This is a genomic window from Polaromonas sp. P1_F1 (assembly GCF_056405795.1).
The window spans coordinates 605,030-623,557 of record NZ_JBFUBJ010000002.1 but is presented as its reverse complement, the minus strand read 5'-3'; the positions used below and the strand labels follow the sequence as shown (position 1 = coordinate 623,557).

Below are 18,528 nucleotides of genomic sequence, written 5' to 3'. Positions count from 1 at the left end.
TTTCTGCCTCGGCCCGGCCTCAAAGCCCTGCGGCCTCAAGCCTTCGCCAGGTTGTCATTGAGCGGCAGCGTGCGCACCCGCTTGCCGGTGGCGGCAAACACCGCGTTGGCCACCGCGGGCGCCACCAGCGCCGTGGCCGGCTCGCCAATGCCGCCCGGCTTCTCGGTGCTGGGCACCAGGGTGATGTCCATCACCGGCGACTCATGCATGCGCAGCACGGGGTAGTCGCCGAAATTGGTCTGCTGCACCCGGCCCTTGTCTAGCGTGATCTGGTTATTCAACGCGGCTGACAGGCCAAACACAATGCTCGACTGGATCTGTGCCTGCACCGTGTCGGGGTTGACCATGCGGCCCAGGTCGGCCACCACCGTCACCTTGTGCACCGTGATCTGGTTGTCCTTCACCGACACCTCGGCCACCTGCGCCATGTAGGTGTCGTAACCCTCCATTAGCGCGATGCCGCGGCTACGCCCTGCGGGCGGCGGTGTGCCCCAGCCGGACTTGTCGGCCGCCATCTTCAGCACATTGGCAAAGCGCGGCTGCTTTTCCAGCAGCGACATGCGGTAGGCATACGGGTCCTTGCCCGCCGCCAGCGCCATCTCATCGACAAAGCTTTCATTGGCAAAGGCATTGAGCGCGTGGCTCACCGAGCGCCAGTAGCCCACACGCAGCCCGCTGTCGTGGATCACCAGGTCGTACTGCGTGTTCGGGATGTCGTATGGCATCACGCCGGCTTCGGCCATGAAGGGGTCCAGCGTGTCCTTGGGCAGGCCGAAGGCGCGCTGCGTGATGGACTGCGAGGTGACCTTGAAATTGAGCGCCACCGGCTTGCCGTCGGCTCCCAACCCGGCCGAAAGCTGGTTGACGGCCATGGGCCGGTAGAAGTCGTGCGTGGTGTCGTCCTCGCGGCTCCAGAGCAGCTTGACGGGCTTGCCCACGGCTTTGGAGATTTGCGCCGCCTGTACGATGAAGTCCAGCTCCAGCCGCCGGCCAAAGCCGCCGCCCAGGAAGGTGGTTTTCAGCGTGATGTCTTCGGGCTTGATACCCAGGGCCGCCGCCACGCTGCCTTCAGCCCCCTGCTGGAACTGCGTGGGGCCGATCAGCAGGATCTTGCCGTTCTTGTAGTCGGCCGTGAAGTTCATCGGCTCCAGCGTGGCGTGCGCCAGCAACGGCGACACGTACTCGGCTTTCAAGGTCTTGGCCGCACCCTTCATCGCGCCGGCGGTATCGCCCTTGGGCGCGATGATGGGTATCACCTTGCCGCTGTCGGCCGCCTTGCGAATGCCGTCCAGCATGCTCGCGTTGCTGATGGCCGCGACCGGGCCTTCGTCCCATTGCACCGTCAATGCCTGGCGCGCCTTGTACGCATGCCAGTAGCTGTCGGCCACCACGGCCACGCCATCGGGAATCTGCACCACGTCGATCACGCCCGGCATGGCCTTGGCCCTGGCCGCGTCAAAGCTGGTGACCTTGCCGCCGATCACCGGACATTGCTGCAGGCTGGCGTAGACCATGCCGGGTAGCTTCACGTCAATGCCGAATTCGGCTGTGCCGTTGACCTTCATCGGTGTGTCCAGCCGCTTGGTGGGTTTACCGACCACAGTGAAATCTTTCGGGTCTTTCAGCACCACTTTTTCCGGCACTGGCAGCTTCGATGCCGCCTCGGCCAGTGAACCGTAAGTCGCCTTCTTGCCGTTCGGCCCGATCACCATGCCGTTCTCAGCCTTCAGCGTCGACGCATCGACATTCCACTTCGCAGCAGCCGCCGACACCAGCATCATGCGCACCTGCGCGCCGGCGATGCGCAGCTTTTCCCAGCCGTCACGCACCGAGGTCGAGCCGCCGGTGATCTGTGCGCCCAGCAAGGCGTTGGTATAGACCTTGCCCGGAGGCGCAATCGCCACCTTGATCTTGCGCAAATCCACATTCAACTCTTCGGCAATCAACATCGGCATGGAGGTATACACGCCCTGCCCCATCTCGGAGCGCGCAGACAGCAGCGTGATGGTGTTGTCGTCGGCAATGTGCACCCAGGCATTGGGGGTGTAGAGCGTGCCCGCGGCCTGGGTTGCCAGCGGCAGGCCCAGCGTGACGCCCATCATCAACCCGCCCGTGACGGCTGATGAGGCTTTGAGGAAAGTACGGCGATCAGGGCGATCGAGGGAGACCAGTGTGTTGGCAGTCATGATCGTTCTCCTCAGGCTTTGCGCATGGTGGAAGCGGCATCCTTGATCGCCGCCTTGATACGCGGGTAGGTACCGCAGCGGCAGATGTTGCCGCTCATCGCGGCGTCAATGTCCGCGTCGCTCGGGTTCTTGTTGCCCGTGAGCAAGGCCGCCGCGCTCATCAACTGGCCCGACTGGCAGTAGCCGCACTGCGGCACATCGTGCTTGATCCACGCCACCTGCAGCGGGTGCGTGTTGTTGCGTGAAAGGCTTTCAATCGTCGCCACCTTCTGGCCCGCAGCGGCAGACAACGGCGTCTGACACGACCGCACCGGCTTGCCATTGAGGTGCACGGTACACGCGCCGCATAAGGCCGCACCACAACCGAACTTGGTACCGGTCATGCCCAGCTCATCGCGTATCACCCACAAAAGGGGTGTGTCAGATTCAGCGTTGACGGAAACGGCGCGGCCGTTCACGTTGAGTTTTGTTGTCATGTGGAGTCCCCTTTTGTTGAATCACTGTCATCACAGGATCGGGCAGGCCCCCAAAAGTCAGCTACTACCCGAAGGCCTTGCGGGACTCATGCTACGACTGCGCCTTAAGGGGTATCCGGGTAGAAACCCTTGGCTGAAACAAAGTCTCAACACTTTTTCTCAAGATGAGACAACTGATATAACTCATGCCTTACAAGAGTTTGGGAGGACCACAAAATGGATGGCGCACCGCATCGCCCCGCAGTTTCGCGACCAGAAGCCGGCCGAGGTTGGCGGCATGAATAGGGTCACAGAAAAGTACACAAGCTTCCCAACCCTGGGCCAGGCCGCGCTGATCGTTCTCGCCTTATTTCTGTTTGAATATGTCGCGCTGGTGGCGCTTGCCGATATGCTCGGGTTGCGCGGAGATGCACTCAATGGCGTATGGGGCATCGCAACAGTTCTTGGAAATGCCGGCGTCTTCAGCCTTGTGCTGCATCACAAGCAGCTGAGCTACCGGGCCTTGTTTCATGCGTCCCGAAATTCGGCAAGCGTCACCATCATGCTGTTGATGCTTCCTATCGCCATGCTGATTCCTGCACTGGTGTTGGCCATGCTGTCAGTGGATGCGGTGATGGTTTCGGCATTCCCTTTGTCAAGAGCACAGGAAATGATGTTCCAGAGAATGATGACGAACGATCCCATGTCTGTCATCACGGTTTGTATCCTGGCCCCCGTTCTGGAGGAAATGCTTTTTCGCGGCATTATCGTGCGCAGTTTTCTGGCGCAATGCCCCAGGAAATTCGCTATTTTTGCCTCAGCGACGTTATTTGGTGCCGCTCATCTGAATATTTACCAGTTCATGGTGGGATTGATTGTCGGATCTGTTCTTGCCTGGCTTTACGAACGAAGCAGGTCCTTATGGCCATGCATTGCCCTTCACTGCATGTACAACTCGACGATTTCATTCTTCTGTCAAAACTTCAGTGACAAATCCGGCAACATAGCCTTTTTCAGTGACTTGCCACTCTCGATCTGGATTGGCGCTTTTTTTCTGGCTTTTGTAGGCGCATCCGCGCTCCAGTTCATGCTTCGTGACAGAACCTTGTCGTCCTAGTGTCAGCATCGAACTTCACCATAGGGCTCATTCAGCAGAGACAGGGGGTGCAAGCGTCAACACTCAGCCCTCCGAGGCATTTTTGTTCGCCCGACCCTCTAGAATCAGCAGCGCTACGCAGCCGCTACGGCTCGATTCACCCGAACTTGAAGGCCAAGATGATCCGACGTGCACTGTCAGGGATACTTTTGCTTGCGAGTGTCTGCGCCTGGGCCAATCCCCCCGCAGCTACGGCCACACCGCAGCCAAAAGAAATACAGTTGCAAGACCCCATGCCGGGGCAAGCGCTGCTGTATCTGGTGAGAATTTCCGGAGACATGGAGACAGTGACCGTGCTGGTGGATGGCGTCAAAGTGGCCACCATGCCACCGAATAGCTATACAGCCATCGGCGTCGCGCCCGGTGCCCGGCGGCTCACCGCCGCCACCCCCGCAGGCCAGGAGCGCATTACCGAGATCAGCGTGCAGGCGGATGAACGGCGGTTTTTCTACCTGCTCGCGACTTTTTCACGGCCGGCGGGTGACTTTGGCCAGTTTTTTGGTTTGCTCGGCGCTCTTGTTCAGGAGACCCTTAACCGCCCCACCGCTACCAACGGGAATCGCGTGTGGACAGAATCCCTGGAGCCAGAAGCGAAAGGCATGATGGAAGGCATGGCGCTTGCCTTACCGGACTAGCAACGCCCTTCACGTCTCTGCCAAAGTTAAAACTGCGAATTACCAACCCCTTATGCGATCTCTGTTTTGGCGTATTTCTTTCATCAGCCTGCTGCTTCTTTGCACAAAATTCGCGCCTGCGGCTGGCTTGGGAGTCAACGACATACACCAGCTGGACGGCATTCAGGTAGATGACAAATCAGGCACCATTACGCTGGTTCTGGTCATTGACCGGCCACTGGAAGACGGCCTGACCAAACCACGCGCCATCCGCAAACTCAATGCCTATTCGGAATGGGTGCATAGCGCAGAGCTCGGCAAAGCTTTTCCTCACGCCAAAGCCGATCTGGGGATTCGCATACTTATCACGCATCCCAGGGCGCGCTCGGCCCTGGGTAAAGCCGTGTTGTCGCAACTGGCCGGGCGCTGCAAAGACCTTCACTTCGAAGCGATATTCACCCTGCGGGATACGAAATTGTGAAGCGCCTGCATAAGCGTATCCGATGATTTTGTGACGCACGGTCCTTCGTGGGGGCGACCTACCCAGCCACCCGATCCCGAATCTGCTGCAGCGCCGCCGGGTCATCCATCGTCGTTAAATCCCCCGGGCCCCTGCCCTCGCACACCGCCTGGATCGCGCGGCGCAGCATCTTGCCGCTGCGGGTTTTTGGCAGCGCTAAAGCAAAGTCTCAACACATTTTTCATCAAGATGAGACATTGCCGATAGGCGCATAAAATTATGCGTTCCCAACACGCGTACTTCCGTTTTCAGCGGCTTCGGCAGATTTCACGCCTCTTCCAAAAAATGCAAAAAGAACCGTTATTTCGCAAAGTAAACACGACTGCCCGTGGCGTACATCACCACTTTGGGGGTGATTTTCGCCACGAGAGAAATACCAAAAAAGAAGTGCAATCGGAGGCGACGCGCAGCTCCATGCATGGCAAGCAGCAACGCGGCCTGGACTACACACCGCTTTTCAGGTTTCTTCTGTCAAAAATCGGCACCGACTGGAACTCTGTGCATCGTGAGGCGGTAAGCCGGCTAGACAAACCCGAGCCGATTTTCTGGCTAGTCGCACTTCATGAACACGAGAAGAAAGACTTTGTTCGCATGGGAGAGTCAAGCTACTTCAGCGGCTTGTATGTGGATGAGAAAGGGCTTCTTGCAATCGTCAACCCCGATCTGGGACCTGAAAAGATGGCGCCGCTTTGCCGGTGTTGCACTCACACCTTTAACGGTAAACCCTTCGGCAGGCCTGTAACGGACGCGTCCTTCTTCAGCGGTGACCCACTCAGCGAATAACAAAGCGGCTCCCTAACAATGCGAATACTCTCCTCCATGCGGACTGCCAGCGCCCGCCGACCGTGTCCAACTTAAGTCCAGCATGAATCCAGATCACGTTCTGCGCGCATGGAAGACCGCATTTCCGCACGCAAGCCCCGCGGGCTTCCTCTGCCGCCAGGCGATCCCACTGCGGTGGGTCCGAATACACAGCCTACCGGAGGCAAAGCGATATGCCGACTCCGACAAAGAGCGAATGGAAGTACTTCGCCGCTACAACGAAACAGCGCAAGAACTTCTGGGGCAAGACAGTAATTGCGTGCTGTTTGCAACCCAGTTCGGTGAAAAGCGATCATGGGATCCGGATGAGCAAGGCCCGCTCGACCAGCTTCCGCTCACCCACGTGATGGCCGATAGCGAAGAAGACGATGCAATGCAGTTCGTTGCGGCCAACATTACCTGGCGATCTGGAGACTTCGACCTGCTGTTAAGCGCGGTAGCTGATGACAAAACCGGCCCCGTTCTAATTTTCAATCCGGAGCGCCAAACAGCGTTTGCGCCCTACGATGGCGGCGCCGATCTATTCTTCAAATCTGAGGAAGATGCTCACCGAACCAGGCAGATGTTTCAATCCTGGTTGTCAGATCGCCCTGACGGTCTTTGAATACGGGCTAGAACGCCCGCAAACGCCCCCGCACTGCGGCCTTACCCTGCCACCCGATCCCGAATCTGCTGCAACGCCGCCGGGTCATCCATCGTCGTTAAATCCCCCGGGTCCCTGCCCTCGCACACGGCCTGGATCGCGCGGCGCAGCATCTTGCCGCTGCGGGTCTTGGGCAGGGCTGAAACGAAGTGCACGCGTGACGGTCGGGCGACAGCCCCCAGATCGCCGTCCACGCGTTTCATGATCTCGCCTTCAAGCTTCATGGCCGCCACCTTGTCGGCCAGCACGTTCGCATCCTTCGGCACAGCAAAAGCCATCGCCACCTGGCCCTTGAGCTGATCGGCCACACCGATCACCGCCACCTCGGCGACGCCGGCGTGCCCTGAAATGCTTTCTTCAATCTCGCGCGTGCCCAGGCGGTGGCCTGCGACATTGATGACGTCGTCGGTGCGGCCCAGGATGAAGTAGTAACCGTCTTCGTCGCGTATGCCCCAGTCGAAAGTGCTGTAGACCATTTTGCCGGGCACGCTCTTCCAGTAGGTGTTGACGAAGCGCGCGTCGTCCTTCCAGATGGTTTGCATGAAGCCGGGCGGCGTCGGGCCTTCAATGACGACCACGCCTTTTTCATGGGGTTGCGTCAGCTCTTCGCCGGTGGACTCGTGCAGGATCTTGACCTTGTAGCCGTACATGGGCACGCCGGGGCTGCCGAACTTGCTGGCCTTCTTTTCAACGCCGTTGGCAATCGTGATGATGGGCCAGCCGGATTCGGTCTGCCAGTAGTTGTCGATGATGGGCACGTTCAGGCCTTCGCTGATCCAGCGGGCTGTCGGCTCATCGAGCGGTTCGCCGGCCAGGAAGAAGGCACGCAGGCTTGAGAGGTCGTGTTTTTTGAGCAGGGCCGGGTCCTGCTTTTTGAGTACGCGCACCGCGGTGGGCGCGCTGAACATGCCGGTGACCTTGTACTTTTCCACCAGGCTCCACCAGATGGCGCCGTTGGGTTGCTTGTCCATGCCTTGCGTGGGCAGGCCTTCATACATGATGGTGGCCATGCCGGCAATCAGCGGGCCGTAGATGATGTAGCTGTGGCCTACGACCCAGCCGATGTCGCTGGTCGAAAAGTAGGTTTCGCCCGCGCGGCCGTCAAAGATGTGCTTCATGCTGGCGGCCAGCGCCACGGCATAACCGCCGGTGTCGCGCTGCACGCCCTTGGGCTTGCCGGTGGTTCCGCTGGTGTAGATGGTGTAGCTGATGGCGGCGGAGTCCAGCCACACGCAGTGCACCAGCGCGTGCATGTACTTGGCGCGCAAGGTCTCCCAATGCAAATCGCGCCCGGCCACGATGGACATGGGCGCCAGGCCGCGGTCAACCAGCAGCACGGCTTCAGGCTGGTGTTTTGACAGGCGGATGGCTTCGTCGAGCAGCGGCTTGTACGCCACCACCTTGCCGCCGCGCGAGCCGGCGTCGGCGCTGATGATCACGCGCGGCGTGGCGTCGTCGATGCGCGAAGCCAGTGAGCCGCTGGCAAAGCCGCCGAACACCACGCAGTGGATGGCGCCTATGCGCGCGCAGGCCAGCATGGCAAAGGCGGCCTCGGCAATCATGGGCATGTAGATGAGCACGCGGTCGCCCTTGACCACGCCCATGGCCAGCAGGCTGGCGGCCATGCGCTGCACCTCGGCGTGCAGCTCGGCGAAGGTGTAGGTTTTTTCAATACCGGTTTCGCTGGAGACATAAATCAGCGCGGGCTGGTCTGGCCGGTCTTTCAGGTGCCGGTCTACCGCGTTGTGGCACAGGTTGGTTTGCCCGCCCTCAAACCACTGGGCAAACGGCGGTTTGTCGTCATTGCAGACGCGGGTGAAGGGCTTGTGCCAGTCGATCAGTTGGGCCTGCTCGGTCCAGAAGGCCTCGGGCTGGTCGATGGACTGGCGGTAGAAGTCTGCGTAGCTCGTCATGTCTCGTCTCCGTTTTTGCTTTTTGGGGCCGTGCTCAGATTTTGACAACGATGCGGCCGCGCACCTTGCCCGACATCAAGTCGGCGGCCTTTTCTACCGCTTTCGCCATCGAAATCTCTTCCACCATGGCCTCGAGCCTGGCAGTGTCCAGGTCTTTTGCCAACCGGTCCCAGGCCTGCTGGCGTTTGGCCAGGGGCGCCATCACGCTGTCGATGCCAGTCAGTGTGACGCTGCGCAGGATAAACGGCATCACCGTCGCCGGGAAATCCGCGCCCTGCGCGAGCCCGCAGGCCGTGACCACACCGCCATAGCGCGTCTGCGCGCAGGCATTGGCCAGCGTGTGCGAGCCGACGGCGTCCACCACCGCGGCCCAGCGCTCTTTTTGCAACGGCTTGCCGGGGGCAGACAGCTCGGCCCGATCGATCACGCTGCTGGCGCCCAGTTGCCTCAGATAGGCTTCCTCACTGGCCTTGCCGGTGGCGGCCACCACGGTATAGCCCAGCTTGCCCAGCAAGGCAACGGCCACGCTGCCCACGCCACCGGTCGCGCCCGTCACCAGCACCTCGCCGTCGCCGGGTTTGGCGCCGTGCTGCTCCAGCGCCAGCACGCTGAGCATGGCGGTGTAGCCCGCCGTGCCAATCGCCATGGCCTGGCGGGTGGTGAAGGCTGCCGGTAATTTCACCAACCAGTCTCCCTGCAAGCGCGCCCGCTCAGCCATCAGGCCCCAGCGCGTTTCACCCAAGCCCCAGCCGTTGTGCACAAAGCGGTCGCCGGCCTTCCAGCCGGGGTGGGTGGATTCCAGCACGGTACCCGCGCCGTCAATGCCCGCCACCATGGGCCAGCTGCGCACCACCGGCCCCTTGTTGGTAATCGCCAGGCCGTCCTTGTAATTGAGGGTGGAATATTCAACCTGCGCCAGCACGTCACCGGCGGGGAGCTGGGCCTCGTCGGTGTCGGTGATGGCCGCTGAAAAGCCGGCGTCGGACTTGGTGAGCAGAAGGGACTTGAACACGGCGTTGTCTCCGGATGGGTTGTTGTCGCAAGGCCAGAAACGCTGGAAAACCCGCGAAACTGAATTCTTAATTATGGATAACGGGCTTTCAGGAGGCTGACGATGCACTTGGTACGCCGAGATCTGCTATTGTTTTAATAGCTGCTTGCGCCTACCCTTATTGGCCTACAGCTACTTTTTGCACCTGAATAATGTGTGTTTTGCCTTTCCGGGAGTTGTTTTGGGTGCTTTTTGGACTGCTTTTGGGCTTCAGGGGAACATCTGAAGGCAGAGTTTGCCGTTTTTTCAGAACGAAATTAGCCCGCAATCCAATAAGGGCCAGCGCGAGCAGCTACTCTTTTAATAGCAAAAGACTCGACTGACAGAAGGCGCTCTGTCAGCTCCAGACTGCGCTAGTCGCGCAAGATCGCCTCACCTGTCCGCGGGTTCACAAGGGTCACATTTTCGAGCACCCGAATGCGCCAGATATCGCTCTGTCTCGTCAGCACGGCGAGGATCAGCGTATCCACCACATGGGGCCCGGCCGGGTGGCTGGCGCCGGCAGCCAGGCGGCTCCAGAAATGGATGACCGCCGCCCCGTCGGCAATATGGGCGACATCGATGAGTTCGTTCTGGAGTGTGGAGTCGCGGTAGATTGTTTCGTGAATCGGAACGTGGAGCGCCACGATCTCCTCAACGCCCCGCACGTAGTGCCCGAAGCGATTCACGAACGTTGCGTCCTGATCGAACAGCTCACCGAGAGCCGTCATGTCGTGGCCATTCCAGGCGGCTTGAAATGCACCGGGCGCATCTTCAGGTTTTTTCATCCTGGTCATGGGTTTAGTCCTGCGTCTCCCGGATTGCTACGGCGCAAGGCATTTGGCATGGGGGCGGCTGGAGGCAAGTGAAGCTTGCCGGAAGACTTCCCCTCGATGGAAGGATTAGGCCGCACTGCTGCCGAAAGCATGCGGCTCATATTGAGTTACGGTACGTTGCACACTTGCGCGGGTGCCAAGCCTCGCGAGCCACTCCGCCACAGCACGATGTTCGCCAATGGCTGTTTGTCCCTCAGGGGCAAGGGAGAAGTAGCGGAGGATCGGATAGGCGTGCAGATCTGCGAGAGAGAGGGTGTTGCCGGCAAGGAACGGTGAATCTCCGACAAGAGCCGCAAGCGCTTCAAGGGCGATGCGGGACTCTTTCAATGATTTGGCAACCAGAGATTCATCGGTGGAGCCGCCTGTCATGGGCAGGCGAACCCTCTGGACAAAGACTCCCCACACCATCGGCCGATAGGCGTAGGAGTCAAGCAGCCCGATTACTTGCGCCATACGCGCCCGCTCACTCGGCGTTGGCGGTTGCAGCGATGGGCCGGGGAATGCCTCATCTACGTAACGGCAGATTGCCGCCGTCTCGTAGATCGACAGCTCTCCGTGACACAGCACGGGGATCCGTCCGAACGGATGGCGCTTGGTGTGGGCGGCAGGCACGCCACCTGGCCCGAAGATGTCGACCTCTTCGATTCGATAAGGCACGGCTTTCTCTTCGAGCGTTAGACGGGCGATCCGCGTATACACGCTGCGCGGCAAGCCATAAAGAGTTAGGGTTGATGACATGGCAAAGCAAATGACTGTGCGGCCTCACGTAAAAACAACCAGACTATCACTTTGCGGCGAAACCGCGTCAGGGGCCCTATCGCCACGACTGGATGCTCTTTTCACAGGGCTGTCTCACATCAATTGATGATTTTTCCCATGCCATTTTCTATGCGGTTTCTCAGTTGTTGAATGAACTGTGAGTCATAGGGTTCCCAGCTTTCGAGTTCGCCAACAACTTTTACAGGCAGCTTGCTTCGATAGGACCGCGTCGGGTTGCCTGGGAACTTCTTGTCTGTGACGTTGGGGTCGTTCTCAAATTCCCCTGTCGGTTCAACGATATAGACTCGCGGCCTGCCGCTGCCTTTGGCTATTTCTGCGGCAAGCCCGGCACCTTTGGAGAGGGCTGTGAAATAAATGTGATTCATCACGACGCTGTCGTCGTAATTCGATTTAAAGCCTGATGTCAGTAGATCGCCTACCTGCAATTCGGCTTTCGTGCCGTGAAAAAAAGGGCCGGTGTCCAAAGTTGCCATGAGTTGTTAAGTGCAAACGGGGTTGATGCCAAGGGGAATTGAACGAAGAGTTAGCCATCGTTACTGCATGCGTTGCCGTGCGCCCGTCTCGCTACCCCTTGGGTCCGAGTCGACGCTCCGGTTCATGCCTGTGCAAAAACTTTGTCAGGGAGTCTGGCGGAGAGTCGGTGCCCAAGTCTTCAAGCATCTGGCCGATGCTCCCGCGGTGATAGCCGCTGTGCGTAATGACGTGGAGAAGCATCTCTTCACACGACATCGCGCCGCTGTCACCGTCAGTGAATGTGAAACGCACCCGATGTTTCAAACGCTCGGCGCTGACGCCGCGTACGAACTGCAGGTACCAGTCGTCTGTGGATCTCACGATCTCCCGCAACTCCGGCAAGCCCGGCGCAGGTTCAGAGTGCGTTGCCTTGAAGCGCTGCGTGGCGGCGCCGGTCAGATGGCCCTGAAAAATCTGGTCCACAACGTTGGCGTGATCGAGTGTGTGAAGCATGGCACGAAATTCATCGGGATGCTGCTGCGCATCAAACTTTTCGAGGACGGCGTGGAGCTCGGTGTTCGCCCAGGCCTTGTACTCGAACAGTGAAACGAGAATGGTGTTCATGGCAAGTGGGGCTCCTTTTAAGTTTGGTATGCGCACGCTGCGAAGCCGGTTCTGACGCTTGACGTTTTGACATGAGAGAGCCCCGCTGACGCGATACAGCACGAGACGAAACCTCGGATCAGTCTATGTACCCGCAAATCCGGCCTGCAAGAACCCGTTCATGCACCAGACGCACCTAGAGCGTCAGAACCAGCCCCTGCCCCGTCTTGACGCCAAATGAGACAAAGACAAACAGCACAGCAGCCTGCAAGGCAACGACCATGATGGAAAAACCGATGAGGGATCGGCCCGGCACGCGGAGAATCGCGGCGTACACCGCAATCCCGGCCGCAAAGGCAAACACGAAGCCCATGAACCCGCCGGACAGCTTGAAGACCACCAGGCTCACAGCGGGCGCGGTGATCGCCGCAACGGCAGCGGCTCCATAGCTGGTGTTGCCAGCGTCGACAAACCCGGCAGCCCATTTCACAGGCATCAGGGTGATGAGAGCAAAGAGGACGAGGGGGAGTAGCAGGATGGTCATGCGGTTTTCAGGGGTTGGGGCTCGCCATGATACCGGCGCGCCGGGACTTCGCTGGAAATGGCTTCGCTGTTAATCCTGTGCGGCCGCAGCGCGGATTTCTGCTGGACCTGCACCACAACGGCAGCCCGCTGCTCCTATCGAAGAAGAGGTCCAGCAGGAATGGATGTGGGCCAAACCGAACATGACCATAGTCCGCCTTCTCATTGGTGCATAGCCTTCTCTGCCAGGTACTGGGCACGTTCAACTGTAATACCCGAAAGCTGATCAACTGCCAGTTGATCAGTCTCATTGACTGTGGAATGCAAGACAACTTTGGGCCGAAAACCTCCCAGCTGTATGAAGACATCTGCGGACCTGGATTGCTCGGCTGGATACAGGTTGATCCGGTTGCAGAGCCAGCCAAAGAAGCCGTCACCTTCCAGCGGGGTGTCAAAGGTTTGAACATAGCGCTCAAAGCTCTGTTGACTTGCAGAAACCCACACCCCCCAAACAAAGGGCTCACTTACGCCATGTATTGGAATTTCCAAAACAGCCCTGACGAAATAGTCGGTTCTTTCGGTATGACGGATAACGCAAAGGTCATCGGACAGCCGCCCGATGTCTTGTTTCTGTTCATCTGTTAGCCAGGTGTATGGATCTGGCGCCTGAAATGCAAAACTCGGCGAGCCCTCATGCAACTCACCGCAGCATGAACATTTGAATGCAAAGATCGCTGCCATGGAATTAGTGGCCTAGCGTAAAGATGACCGGACGACTAACACTTGCGGCAGAGCTGCCTGCTGCTGTTGTGGGTTCGTGTCGATTGGCAAGTCGGGCCGTAAGCAGGCCGCAGCGAATTTACTCATTCGTGTCCTCTTGGAACACCGATCAAGACTGAGATGGTACCCAGCACAAACCAGGCCGCGAACGTGAAAAGTACCAGCGACATGAGAATATTGTGGCCACACATGACGCCAAGTGCAGGATGYTTTCCTTCGCAGCCGACGAAGAGAATGGCAAAGGCGATCAAGGGGCCACCCAAGAAAATGAGAATGAGTTTCACGAACTTGCTCAGCACCATGGAACGAAGCCTACCGTTGGCGGTCACCGGCAACCAACACTAGTCGCGAAACAGCAACCTGCAGCTGTGTCCGCATCGGCCGATCGGTTAGGCTTCATACCTTGACTTCCACTACTTGGTTAGAGCCTTTAATGGCTTGGCCTTCGACTTGATATACACACCATCAGCGTATGCGCCTGCACCAGAGTAGCAGTGTCCGATTTGGTAAACCTGCGCCCGATTTCCATTGAACGTTGCGATTATGGCGCAGGGAATATCCGGACTGGAGAAGAATCCTGCGCAAGAGTCTCGTGTAATTGTCAGCTCACCTTCCAGGTTACCAACCGTAGGTGCTCCAGCAATCATTTTCCCCAACGATTGCAGCTCAAAGTGGGCTCGATCCAACCCATCGGATGATTCGGTTGGAGTGTCGATGGACATATAGGCCCCATCTTTCCTTTCGTATCTCGCACCTTGCATGCAGGGAGATGCATAGGCTGACGATGAAGTAAGAACTGCGAAGGCAAAGACCGCGACAGACAGATTCAGGTGGATTGCAGAAGTCATATTAGCCCGACGTTTGGCATGAGGGGTCGGCCCAAGTGGGCTGCGGTTGCCTCTTCGATGGAAGGATCAGGCGGCATGCAATTGGTCACTTTCAGAGAATGGTCCCTCGAACCTGAAACAACCCGCGACAACCCGGGAGGGTAGGAGCCTGACGTTTGACATAAGCGCTCTGCAAGGTGACCGTTTGAAGGAGAGGTCAGGCGACATCGGCGATGGCCAAGCGGTCCGATGTGAATATCTCAGCTTGCATGAGAACGTAGAGAGAAGAGGATGTAAAGGCCTAAGGCGATCTCGCCCAGGCCGATGAGGATCGCTGGAAGCCCTTCAACGATACGCTGCTCATTGCTATCTTCATTCCATGTGAATTTAGCTTCCCGGCGCAAGACACTCTTCACGCCCGCAACGATAGATGCGAGGCCAAACAGCACGACAATGATTTTTAAAAGCAGTGCCATGAGATGCCTAACGCAATTCAGACCGCAAAAGCTGCGGTCTAACTTGACTGCTATGGTTTAACTTGGACATCGAATCCTCCCAAACCCTCTTGTTTTTGGCATTGCAGCAAATACGCTGGATTTTTATGCCTGTACAAATAATCCCATGAAGCCCTGCTCCCACTGCAGTTGATCTGTCTGCCTGATCAGCTGAGGGAGCGGATTTGATATTTGCACTATAGCCTCAGCACCGGGAAGCTTTGCGTGTACCGGTTACGTTTTTTTTCCACAGGCATGACTTGAAGCATCCGCGCGACAGGGGCACCACGGAAGTTGAGTATCTTTAGCGGGAAAATCACACGCCAACCCGGCCAGCTACTCAAGAGCGTATTTGATCGGAAGCTCCACCCAGGAATCCACGGCACGGCCCGACTTTGTTCTGGCCGGGTTGAACTTGAACTTTTTCACGCCTTCGATTGCGGCCGCATCCAGCGTGGCAGAACCCGAGCTTTGACGGAGCCGCACCTCGCCGGCGTTGCCGTTCGCCAAAACTTCCACTCGCAACCTGACAACGCCCTGCTCGTCAAGGCGCCTGGCACGCGCTGGATACGCAAGCCTTGGCGAATCGGCCTGGCTGGCGGGCCGCACAATTTCATCCGGGCCGGTGACACAAGCTGTCAGCGCCATCGACAGAGGGAAAAGGAAGAAGATGCAGAAAACGCGAAGCAGGTATTTCATTGGTACCGGGTATGGATTGCAACTGGACAAAACTCAAACGCCTTCCAGGCAGCCAAAAAGCCTCACAGATCAAGCCAGCTTAGAACCTGGCTGAAAAATACCATGGGAATCCTGCAAGCAAGACTGTTGTGCAACCCAAACCAACTGCACGCAAACCAGCCAAACGGCATGAGCAGCATCAGCAAGATGAAAGCGTCAGTCAAATAGGCGAAAGGCCGTCTCTTTCGGATCTGGATGATGAGATCGATCAGGAACGCGCCCAGCATGATGAAGGTCATGAAACCAAGAAGAATGGCGATCCCCAGGCCAGTATCTCCGTGACGCTCTTGTGTGCGTGCGTACTCGAACGCTCTTTGTGAATACAGTTGCAAAAAGAGTAGTGGCGCTATAAATGCCAGGAGCCGAATGGCTACCGGTAATGCGTAATTTCTCATTGAGGCCTGAGTTGGGATGGAGGTGGCGCTGAAGGTGGTCGGCACTCAGTGGCTGGTTATCCACCCTTGACCTGAACGTTCGACATTTTGAGCGAACCAACGGCAGACCGGGCGGGCTTATCTGTATCAGGTGTGTTTGGTCCGCACCCTACTTCACCAACCCCAGCACATCCCTGAACACCTCATGCTCAGCCGTGCGCAGCCACTCAAACGCCACCATCTCGGTCGTCACCAGTTCGGCGCCGTTGCCGGCCAGGCGGTCAAAGGCGGCATCGCGGTTGCGCTCGGTGCGTGAACTGCAGGCGTCGGTTACCACCCAGACTTCGAACTCTTCTTCCAGCAAATCAAGCGCGGTCTGCATCAGGCAGACGTGGGCTTCGCAGCCGGCGATGACGATGGTGCTTCTGCCCTCTTCCGGCTCGGGCGCCGGCTTTTGCAGGTGTTTGGGCAGGCTGCGGGCGTTGCCGCCTGTCGGCGCCTTGCGCACGGGTGGGCGCAGCAGGTCGCCCAGGCCGTCGGCCACGGCGCTGAAAAACATCTTGTCCATAGTCTTGCCACTGGCGGCTTCAATGGCGGCCTGCAATTCGGGCACGGTGGCGCCCAGGCTTTCGGGGTTTTCTTCTGTGCCCCACACCGGCACGTCCAGCAGTTTGGCCATGCGGGCCAGCTTTACGGCATTGGCCATGACGAGGTTGCCTTCAAAAATGGCGGGCATCAAAAGGGTCTGGTAGTCGACCAGCACAAGTTGGGAGTCGTCGGCGTCAAGCAGCATCGGGGGTCCTGGGGAAATTCTGGAGGCGTTCTGGAAAGAAGATCAGGCCGGGCTGCGCTGCAGGCGCTCCACCAGGCCGATCACATAAGCATCGAACAGCAGCGTGGCGTCCTGCCCGAACATGCGGATTCGACCGGTATGTTGGAGAAGCAGCAAGCCCATGCCATGCGCGAACAAGGCCGTATTTTCGCGCAATGCATCGTCGGCGCCTAAACCCATGGCCCGCAAGGCGGTTTCACAAGGCCGCAAAGCATCGTGAAGGCGGTCATTGAGCTGCTGGTTCAGCTCGGTGCCCAAGCCGCGCGGGCGCATGCCCTGCATGAGGTAAAAACCCAGGTCCAGGTCGCGCGGGTTGGCCGCAAAAAAACCAAACCAGGCACTGGCCTTGGCTTCCAGCACCTCAGCCGGGCCGCCCCGCGCCTCAGCCGCAGACGCCACCACGCCATTGAGGCGCTCCAGGCACTCGGCCAGCAAGGCGCCGTAAATGGCTTCCTTGTTTTCAAAATAGGAATAGATGGCCCCGGCGGTATAGCCTGCTTCCTTGGCGATCTCGCGGATGCTGGCGCCGTCGATGCCCAGGCGTTCGAAGACGGATCGGGCGGCGTCCAGCATCAGGGTTCGGCGTAAATCGTTTTGGACCTGCTGGCGGTCTATTCGGGTTTGCATCGCCAGAATATAGGCGTGAAAGACGTCTATCCAGGGTGCGATTTCCGGTGAAAATTAACGCTTGTTCTAAAAATTAAACGTTGTTTAAATTCACTGGATGACGCCAGAAGAGCTGCCACCATCGCAGCTTCATTCGTCACATGGCCCGTCTGGCCTCGCCTGTCGCCAAGCCGGCCAGCCTGATCAGCTACTCTTTTGATAGCTGCTTGCGCCCGCCCACAAAGGGCCGGAGGCGCATTTAATTCAAATCCAGCCCCAACAAGGTGTTATTCAGGCTCGATTCCCGCGGCCTTGATGATCTTTCCCCATTTCAGCGTTTCCACCGCCTGGAACTTGCGCAAGTCTTCCGGGTTGCTGGTGAAGATTTCGGTACCGCTGGACTGGTAAAACGGTGCGGCCGAAGGGCTGCGGGCTGCCTTGACCAGCATGTCGCTGAGCTTTGCCACCACATCGGCGGGCGTGCCGGCGGGCGCGTAGGCGGCAAACCAATAGGTCATTTCATAACCCTTGACGCCGGCTTCTGCGATGGTCGGCACCTCGGGCGCCAGCGGTGAACGTTGCCGGGTGGAAACACCCAGCGCCTTGAGCTTGCCGCCCTTGACCTGCGGCAGGCCGGTCGCCATGTCGGTGATCATCATGTCGATCTGGCCGCCCAGCAGGTCCGTCACCGCGGGCGGATTGCTCTTGTAGGGAATGTTCAGGATGTAGGTGCCCGTCATCTGCTTGAACTGCTCACCCGCCACGCGGCTGGACGAGCTGCCGCTGCCAAAAGACAGCTTGCCGGGTTTCGATTTGGCCAGCGCAATGAACTCCGCCACGCTGTTGACCGGCAGTGACGGGTTGACCACCATGATCTGCCCGCCGCGGCCCAGCGCGGTCAGCGGTGCGAAGTCCTTGACCGGGTCGTAAGGCAGTTTTTTGAACAGGTGCTCATTGGCCGACTGCGTGGTGTTGGTGGTGATGAACACGGTGTAGCCGTCGGGCTTTGCCTTGGCGGCTGCCTGGGCGCCGATGAAGCTGTTGGCGCCGGGCTTGTTGTCCACCACCACGCTGACTTTGCTGTCATTGGTCACGGCCTGGCCGATGGCGCGCGCCAGCTGGTCGGTTGCGCTGCCGGCCGCAAACGGCACGACAAAGGTGATCGGCTTTTCAGGAAAGCCCTGCGCCTGAGCCGCCATGGGCACGGCGAGGGGCGCGATGGCCCATAGCGCGGCAATGCCGAGCAAGGCGGGGCGGATGCGGCTGTGTATGGATTTTTGAGTGGCGGTTTTCATGTTGTCTCCTGATGTTGTGATGAGGCGTATCTGACGTTGTTGATCTCGT

23 protein-coding genes are annotated in these 18,528 nt (G+C 58.6%); 5 read left to right on the top strand and 18 right to left on the bottom strand.

Annotated features, from left to right (window positions below; translation table 11 throughout):
* Window positions 1-35: 35 nt before the first annotated feature.
* Both AC1DZE_RS08960 and AC1DZE_RS08955 read right to left on the bottom strand, forming a co-directional pair.
* Entirely contained in the window at window positions 36-2,186 is a 2,151-nt protein-coding gene (locus AC1DZE_RS08960) for a xanthine dehydrogenase family protein molybdopterin-binding subunit (RefSeq protein WP_477669330.1), read from the bottom strand.
* A gap of 11 nt (window positions 2,187-2,197) precedes the next feature.
* Window positions 2,198-2,662 carry a (2Fe-2S)-binding protein gene (locus AC1DZE_RS08955; protein WP_477669329.1) on the bottom strand — a complete coding sequence of 155 codons (465 nt, stop codon included), beginning with the start codon at window positions 2,660-2,662 and terminating at the stop codon, window positions 2,198-2,200.
* 220 nt (window positions 2,663-2,882) lie between these two features.
* Between AC1DZE_RS08955 and AC1DZE_RS08950 the strand changes: the two genes are divergently transcribed.
* The 5 genes from AC1DZE_RS08950 (at window position 2,883) to AC1DZE_RS08930 (ending at window position 6,357) form a co-directional block, all read left to right on the top strand.
* Window positions 2,883-3,758, top strand: coding sequence for a lysostaphin resistance A-like protein (locus tag AC1DZE_RS08950; RefSeq protein WP_477669328.1), 876 nt, complete (start codon window positions 2,883-2,885; stop codon window positions 3,756-3,758).
* A gap of 260 nt (window positions 3,759-4,018) precedes the next feature.
* Window positions 4,019-4,432 (top strand): hypothetical protein, encoded by a 414-nt coding sequence (locus AC1DZE_RS08945; RefSeq protein ID WP_477669327.1) that lies wholly within the window; start codon window positions 4,019-4,021, stop codon window positions 4,430-4,432.
* Window positions 4,416-4,892, top strand: coding sequence for a hypothetical protein (locus tag AC1DZE_RS08940; protein ID WP_477674543.1), 477 nt, complete (start codon window positions 4,416-4,418; stop codon window positions 4,890-4,892). Before AC1DZE_RS08945 ends, AC1DZE_RS08940 begins: the two co-directional genes overlap by 17 nt.
* A gap of 258 nt (window positions 4,893-5,150) precedes the next feature.
* On the top strand, window positions 5,151-5,714 hold the full coding sequence (locus tag AC1DZE_RS08935) for a hypothetical protein (protein ID WP_477699959.1): 564 nt from the start codon (window positions 5,151-5,153) through the stop codon (window positions 5,712-5,714).
* Window positions 5,715-5,796: 82 nt separating this feature from the next.
* The gene (locus AC1DZE_RS08930; protein ID WP_477669324.1) at window positions 5,797-6,357 is read left to right on the top strand and encodes a DUF3885 domain-containing protein; all 561 of its coding nucleotides are present in this window, start codon (window positions 5,797-5,799) and stop codon (window positions 6,355-6,357) included.
* Between the two features lie 41 nt (window positions 6,358-6,398).
* On the opposite strand, the gene AC1DZE_RS08925 is transcribed toward AC1DZE_RS08930, so the two are convergent.
* The 16 genes from AC1DZE_RS08925 to AC1DZE_RS08850 all read right to left on the bottom strand — a co-directional run bounded on the left by AC1DZE_RS08925 (window position 6,399) and on the right by AC1DZE_RS08850 (window position 18,479).
* Window positions 6,399-8,357: a propionate--CoA ligase gene (locus AC1DZE_RS08925; RefSeq protein WP_477672561.1), complete on the bottom strand. Its 1,959-nt coding sequence runs from the start codon at window positions 8,355-8,357 to the stop codon at window positions 6,399-6,401.
* Entirely contained in the window at window positions 8,344-9,321 is a 978-nt protein-coding gene (gene acuI, locus AC1DZE_RS08920; RefSeq protein WP_477672562.1) for an acrylyl-CoA reductase (NADPH), read from the bottom strand. The genes AC1DZE_RS08925 and acuI overlap by 14 nt, the downstream gene beginning before the upstream one ends.
* 392 nt (window positions 9,322-9,713) lie before the next feature.
* A complete protein-coding gene (locus tag AC1DZE_RS08915; protein ID WP_477672563.1) occupies window positions 9,714-10,136 on the bottom strand; it encodes an SgcJ/EcaC family oxidoreductase in 423 nt (140 codons plus the stop codon).
* A gap of 105 nt (window positions 10,137-10,241) precedes the next feature.
* Window positions 10,242-10,913 carry a glutathione S-transferase family protein gene (locus AC1DZE_RS08910; RefSeq protein ID WP_477669320.1) on the bottom strand — a complete coding sequence of 224 codons (672 nt, stop codon included), beginning with the start codon at window positions 10,911-10,913 and terminating at the stop codon, window positions 10,242-10,244.
* A 119-nt stretch (window positions 10,914-11,032) separates the two neighbouring features.
* Window positions 11,033-11,428: an NAD(+)--rifampin ADP-ribosyltransferase gene (gene arr / locus AC1DZE_RS08905; RefSeq protein ID WP_477669319.1), complete on the bottom strand. Its 396-nt coding sequence runs from the start codon at window positions 11,426-11,428 to the stop codon at window positions 11,033-11,035.
* Between the two features lie 91 nt (window positions 11,429-11,519).
* Complete coding sequence (locus AC1DZE_RS08900) at window positions 11,520-12,032, bottom strand: DinB family protein (RefSeq protein ID WP_477672564.1); 513 nt, start codon at window positions 12,030-12,032, stop codon at window positions 11,520-11,522.
* Window positions 12,033-12,207: 175 nt separating this feature from the next.
* Window positions 12,208-12,555, bottom strand: coding sequence for a hypothetical protein (locus AC1DZE_RS08895; RefSeq protein WP_477669317.1), 348 nt, complete (start codon window positions 12,553-12,555; stop codon window positions 12,208-12,210).
* A 200-nt stretch (window positions 12,556-12,755) separates the two neighbouring features.
* On the bottom strand, window positions 12,756-13,274 hold the full coding sequence (locus AC1DZE_RS08890) for a DUF2199 domain-containing protein (protein WP_477669316.1): 519 nt from the start codon (window positions 13,272-13,274) through the stop codon (window positions 12,756-12,758).
* A gap of 122 nt (window positions 13,275-13,396) precedes the next feature.
* The gene (locus AC1DZE_RS08885; RefSeq protein WP_477669315.1) at window positions 13,397-13,597 is read right to left on the bottom strand and encodes a hypothetical protein; all 201 of its coding nucleotides are present in this window, start codon (window positions 13,595-13,597) and stop codon (window positions 13,397-13,399) included.
* Between the two features lie 129 nt (window positions 13,598-13,726).
* A complete protein-coding gene (locus tag AC1DZE_RS08880; RefSeq protein WP_477669314.1) occupies window positions 13,727-14,035 on the bottom strand; it encodes a hypothetical protein in 309 nt (102 codons plus the stop codon).
* Window positions 14,036-14,400: 365 nt separating this feature from the next.
* Window positions 14,401-14,616 (bottom strand): hypothetical protein, encoded by a 216-nt coding sequence (locus AC1DZE_RS08875; RefSeq protein WP_477669313.1) that lies wholly within the window; start codon window positions 14,614-14,616, stop codon window positions 14,401-14,403.
* Window positions 14,617-14,970: 354 nt separating this feature from the next.
* Window positions 14,971-15,333 carry an energy transducer TonB gene (locus AC1DZE_RS08870; RefSeq protein WP_477669312.1) on the bottom strand — a complete coding sequence of 121 codons (363 nt, stop codon included), beginning with the start codon at window positions 15,331-15,333 and terminating at the stop codon, window positions 14,971-14,973.
* A gap of 62 nt (window positions 15,334-15,395) precedes the next feature.
* Window positions 15,396-15,812, bottom strand: a complete 417-nt coding sequence (locus AC1DZE_RS08865; protein WP_457280626.1) for a hypothetical protein — start codon at window positions 15,810-15,812, stop codon at window positions 15,396-15,398.
* A 103-nt stretch (window positions 15,813-15,915) separates the two neighbouring features.
* Window positions 15,916-16,539: an isochorismatase family protein gene (locus AC1DZE_RS08860; RefSeq protein ID WP_477669310.1), complete on the bottom strand. Its 624-nt coding sequence runs from the start codon at window positions 16,537-16,539 to the stop codon at window positions 15,916-15,918.
* A 42-nt stretch (window positions 16,540-16,581) separates the two neighbouring features.
* A complete protein-coding gene (locus tag AC1DZE_RS08855) occupies window positions 16,582-17,205 on the bottom strand; it encodes a TetR/AcrR family transcriptional regulator (RefSeq protein ID WP_477674572.1) in 624 nt (207 codons plus the stop codon).
* A 266-nt stretch (window positions 17,206-17,471) separates the two neighbouring features.
* Window positions 17,472-18,479 (bottom strand): Bug family tripartite tricarboxylate transporter substrate binding protein, encoded by a 1,008-nt coding sequence (locus tag AC1DZE_RS08850; RefSeq protein ID WP_477669308.1) that lies wholly within the window; start codon window positions 18,477-18,479, stop codon window positions 17,472-17,474.
* Between the last annotated feature and the right edge of the window lie 49 nt (window positions 18,480-18,528).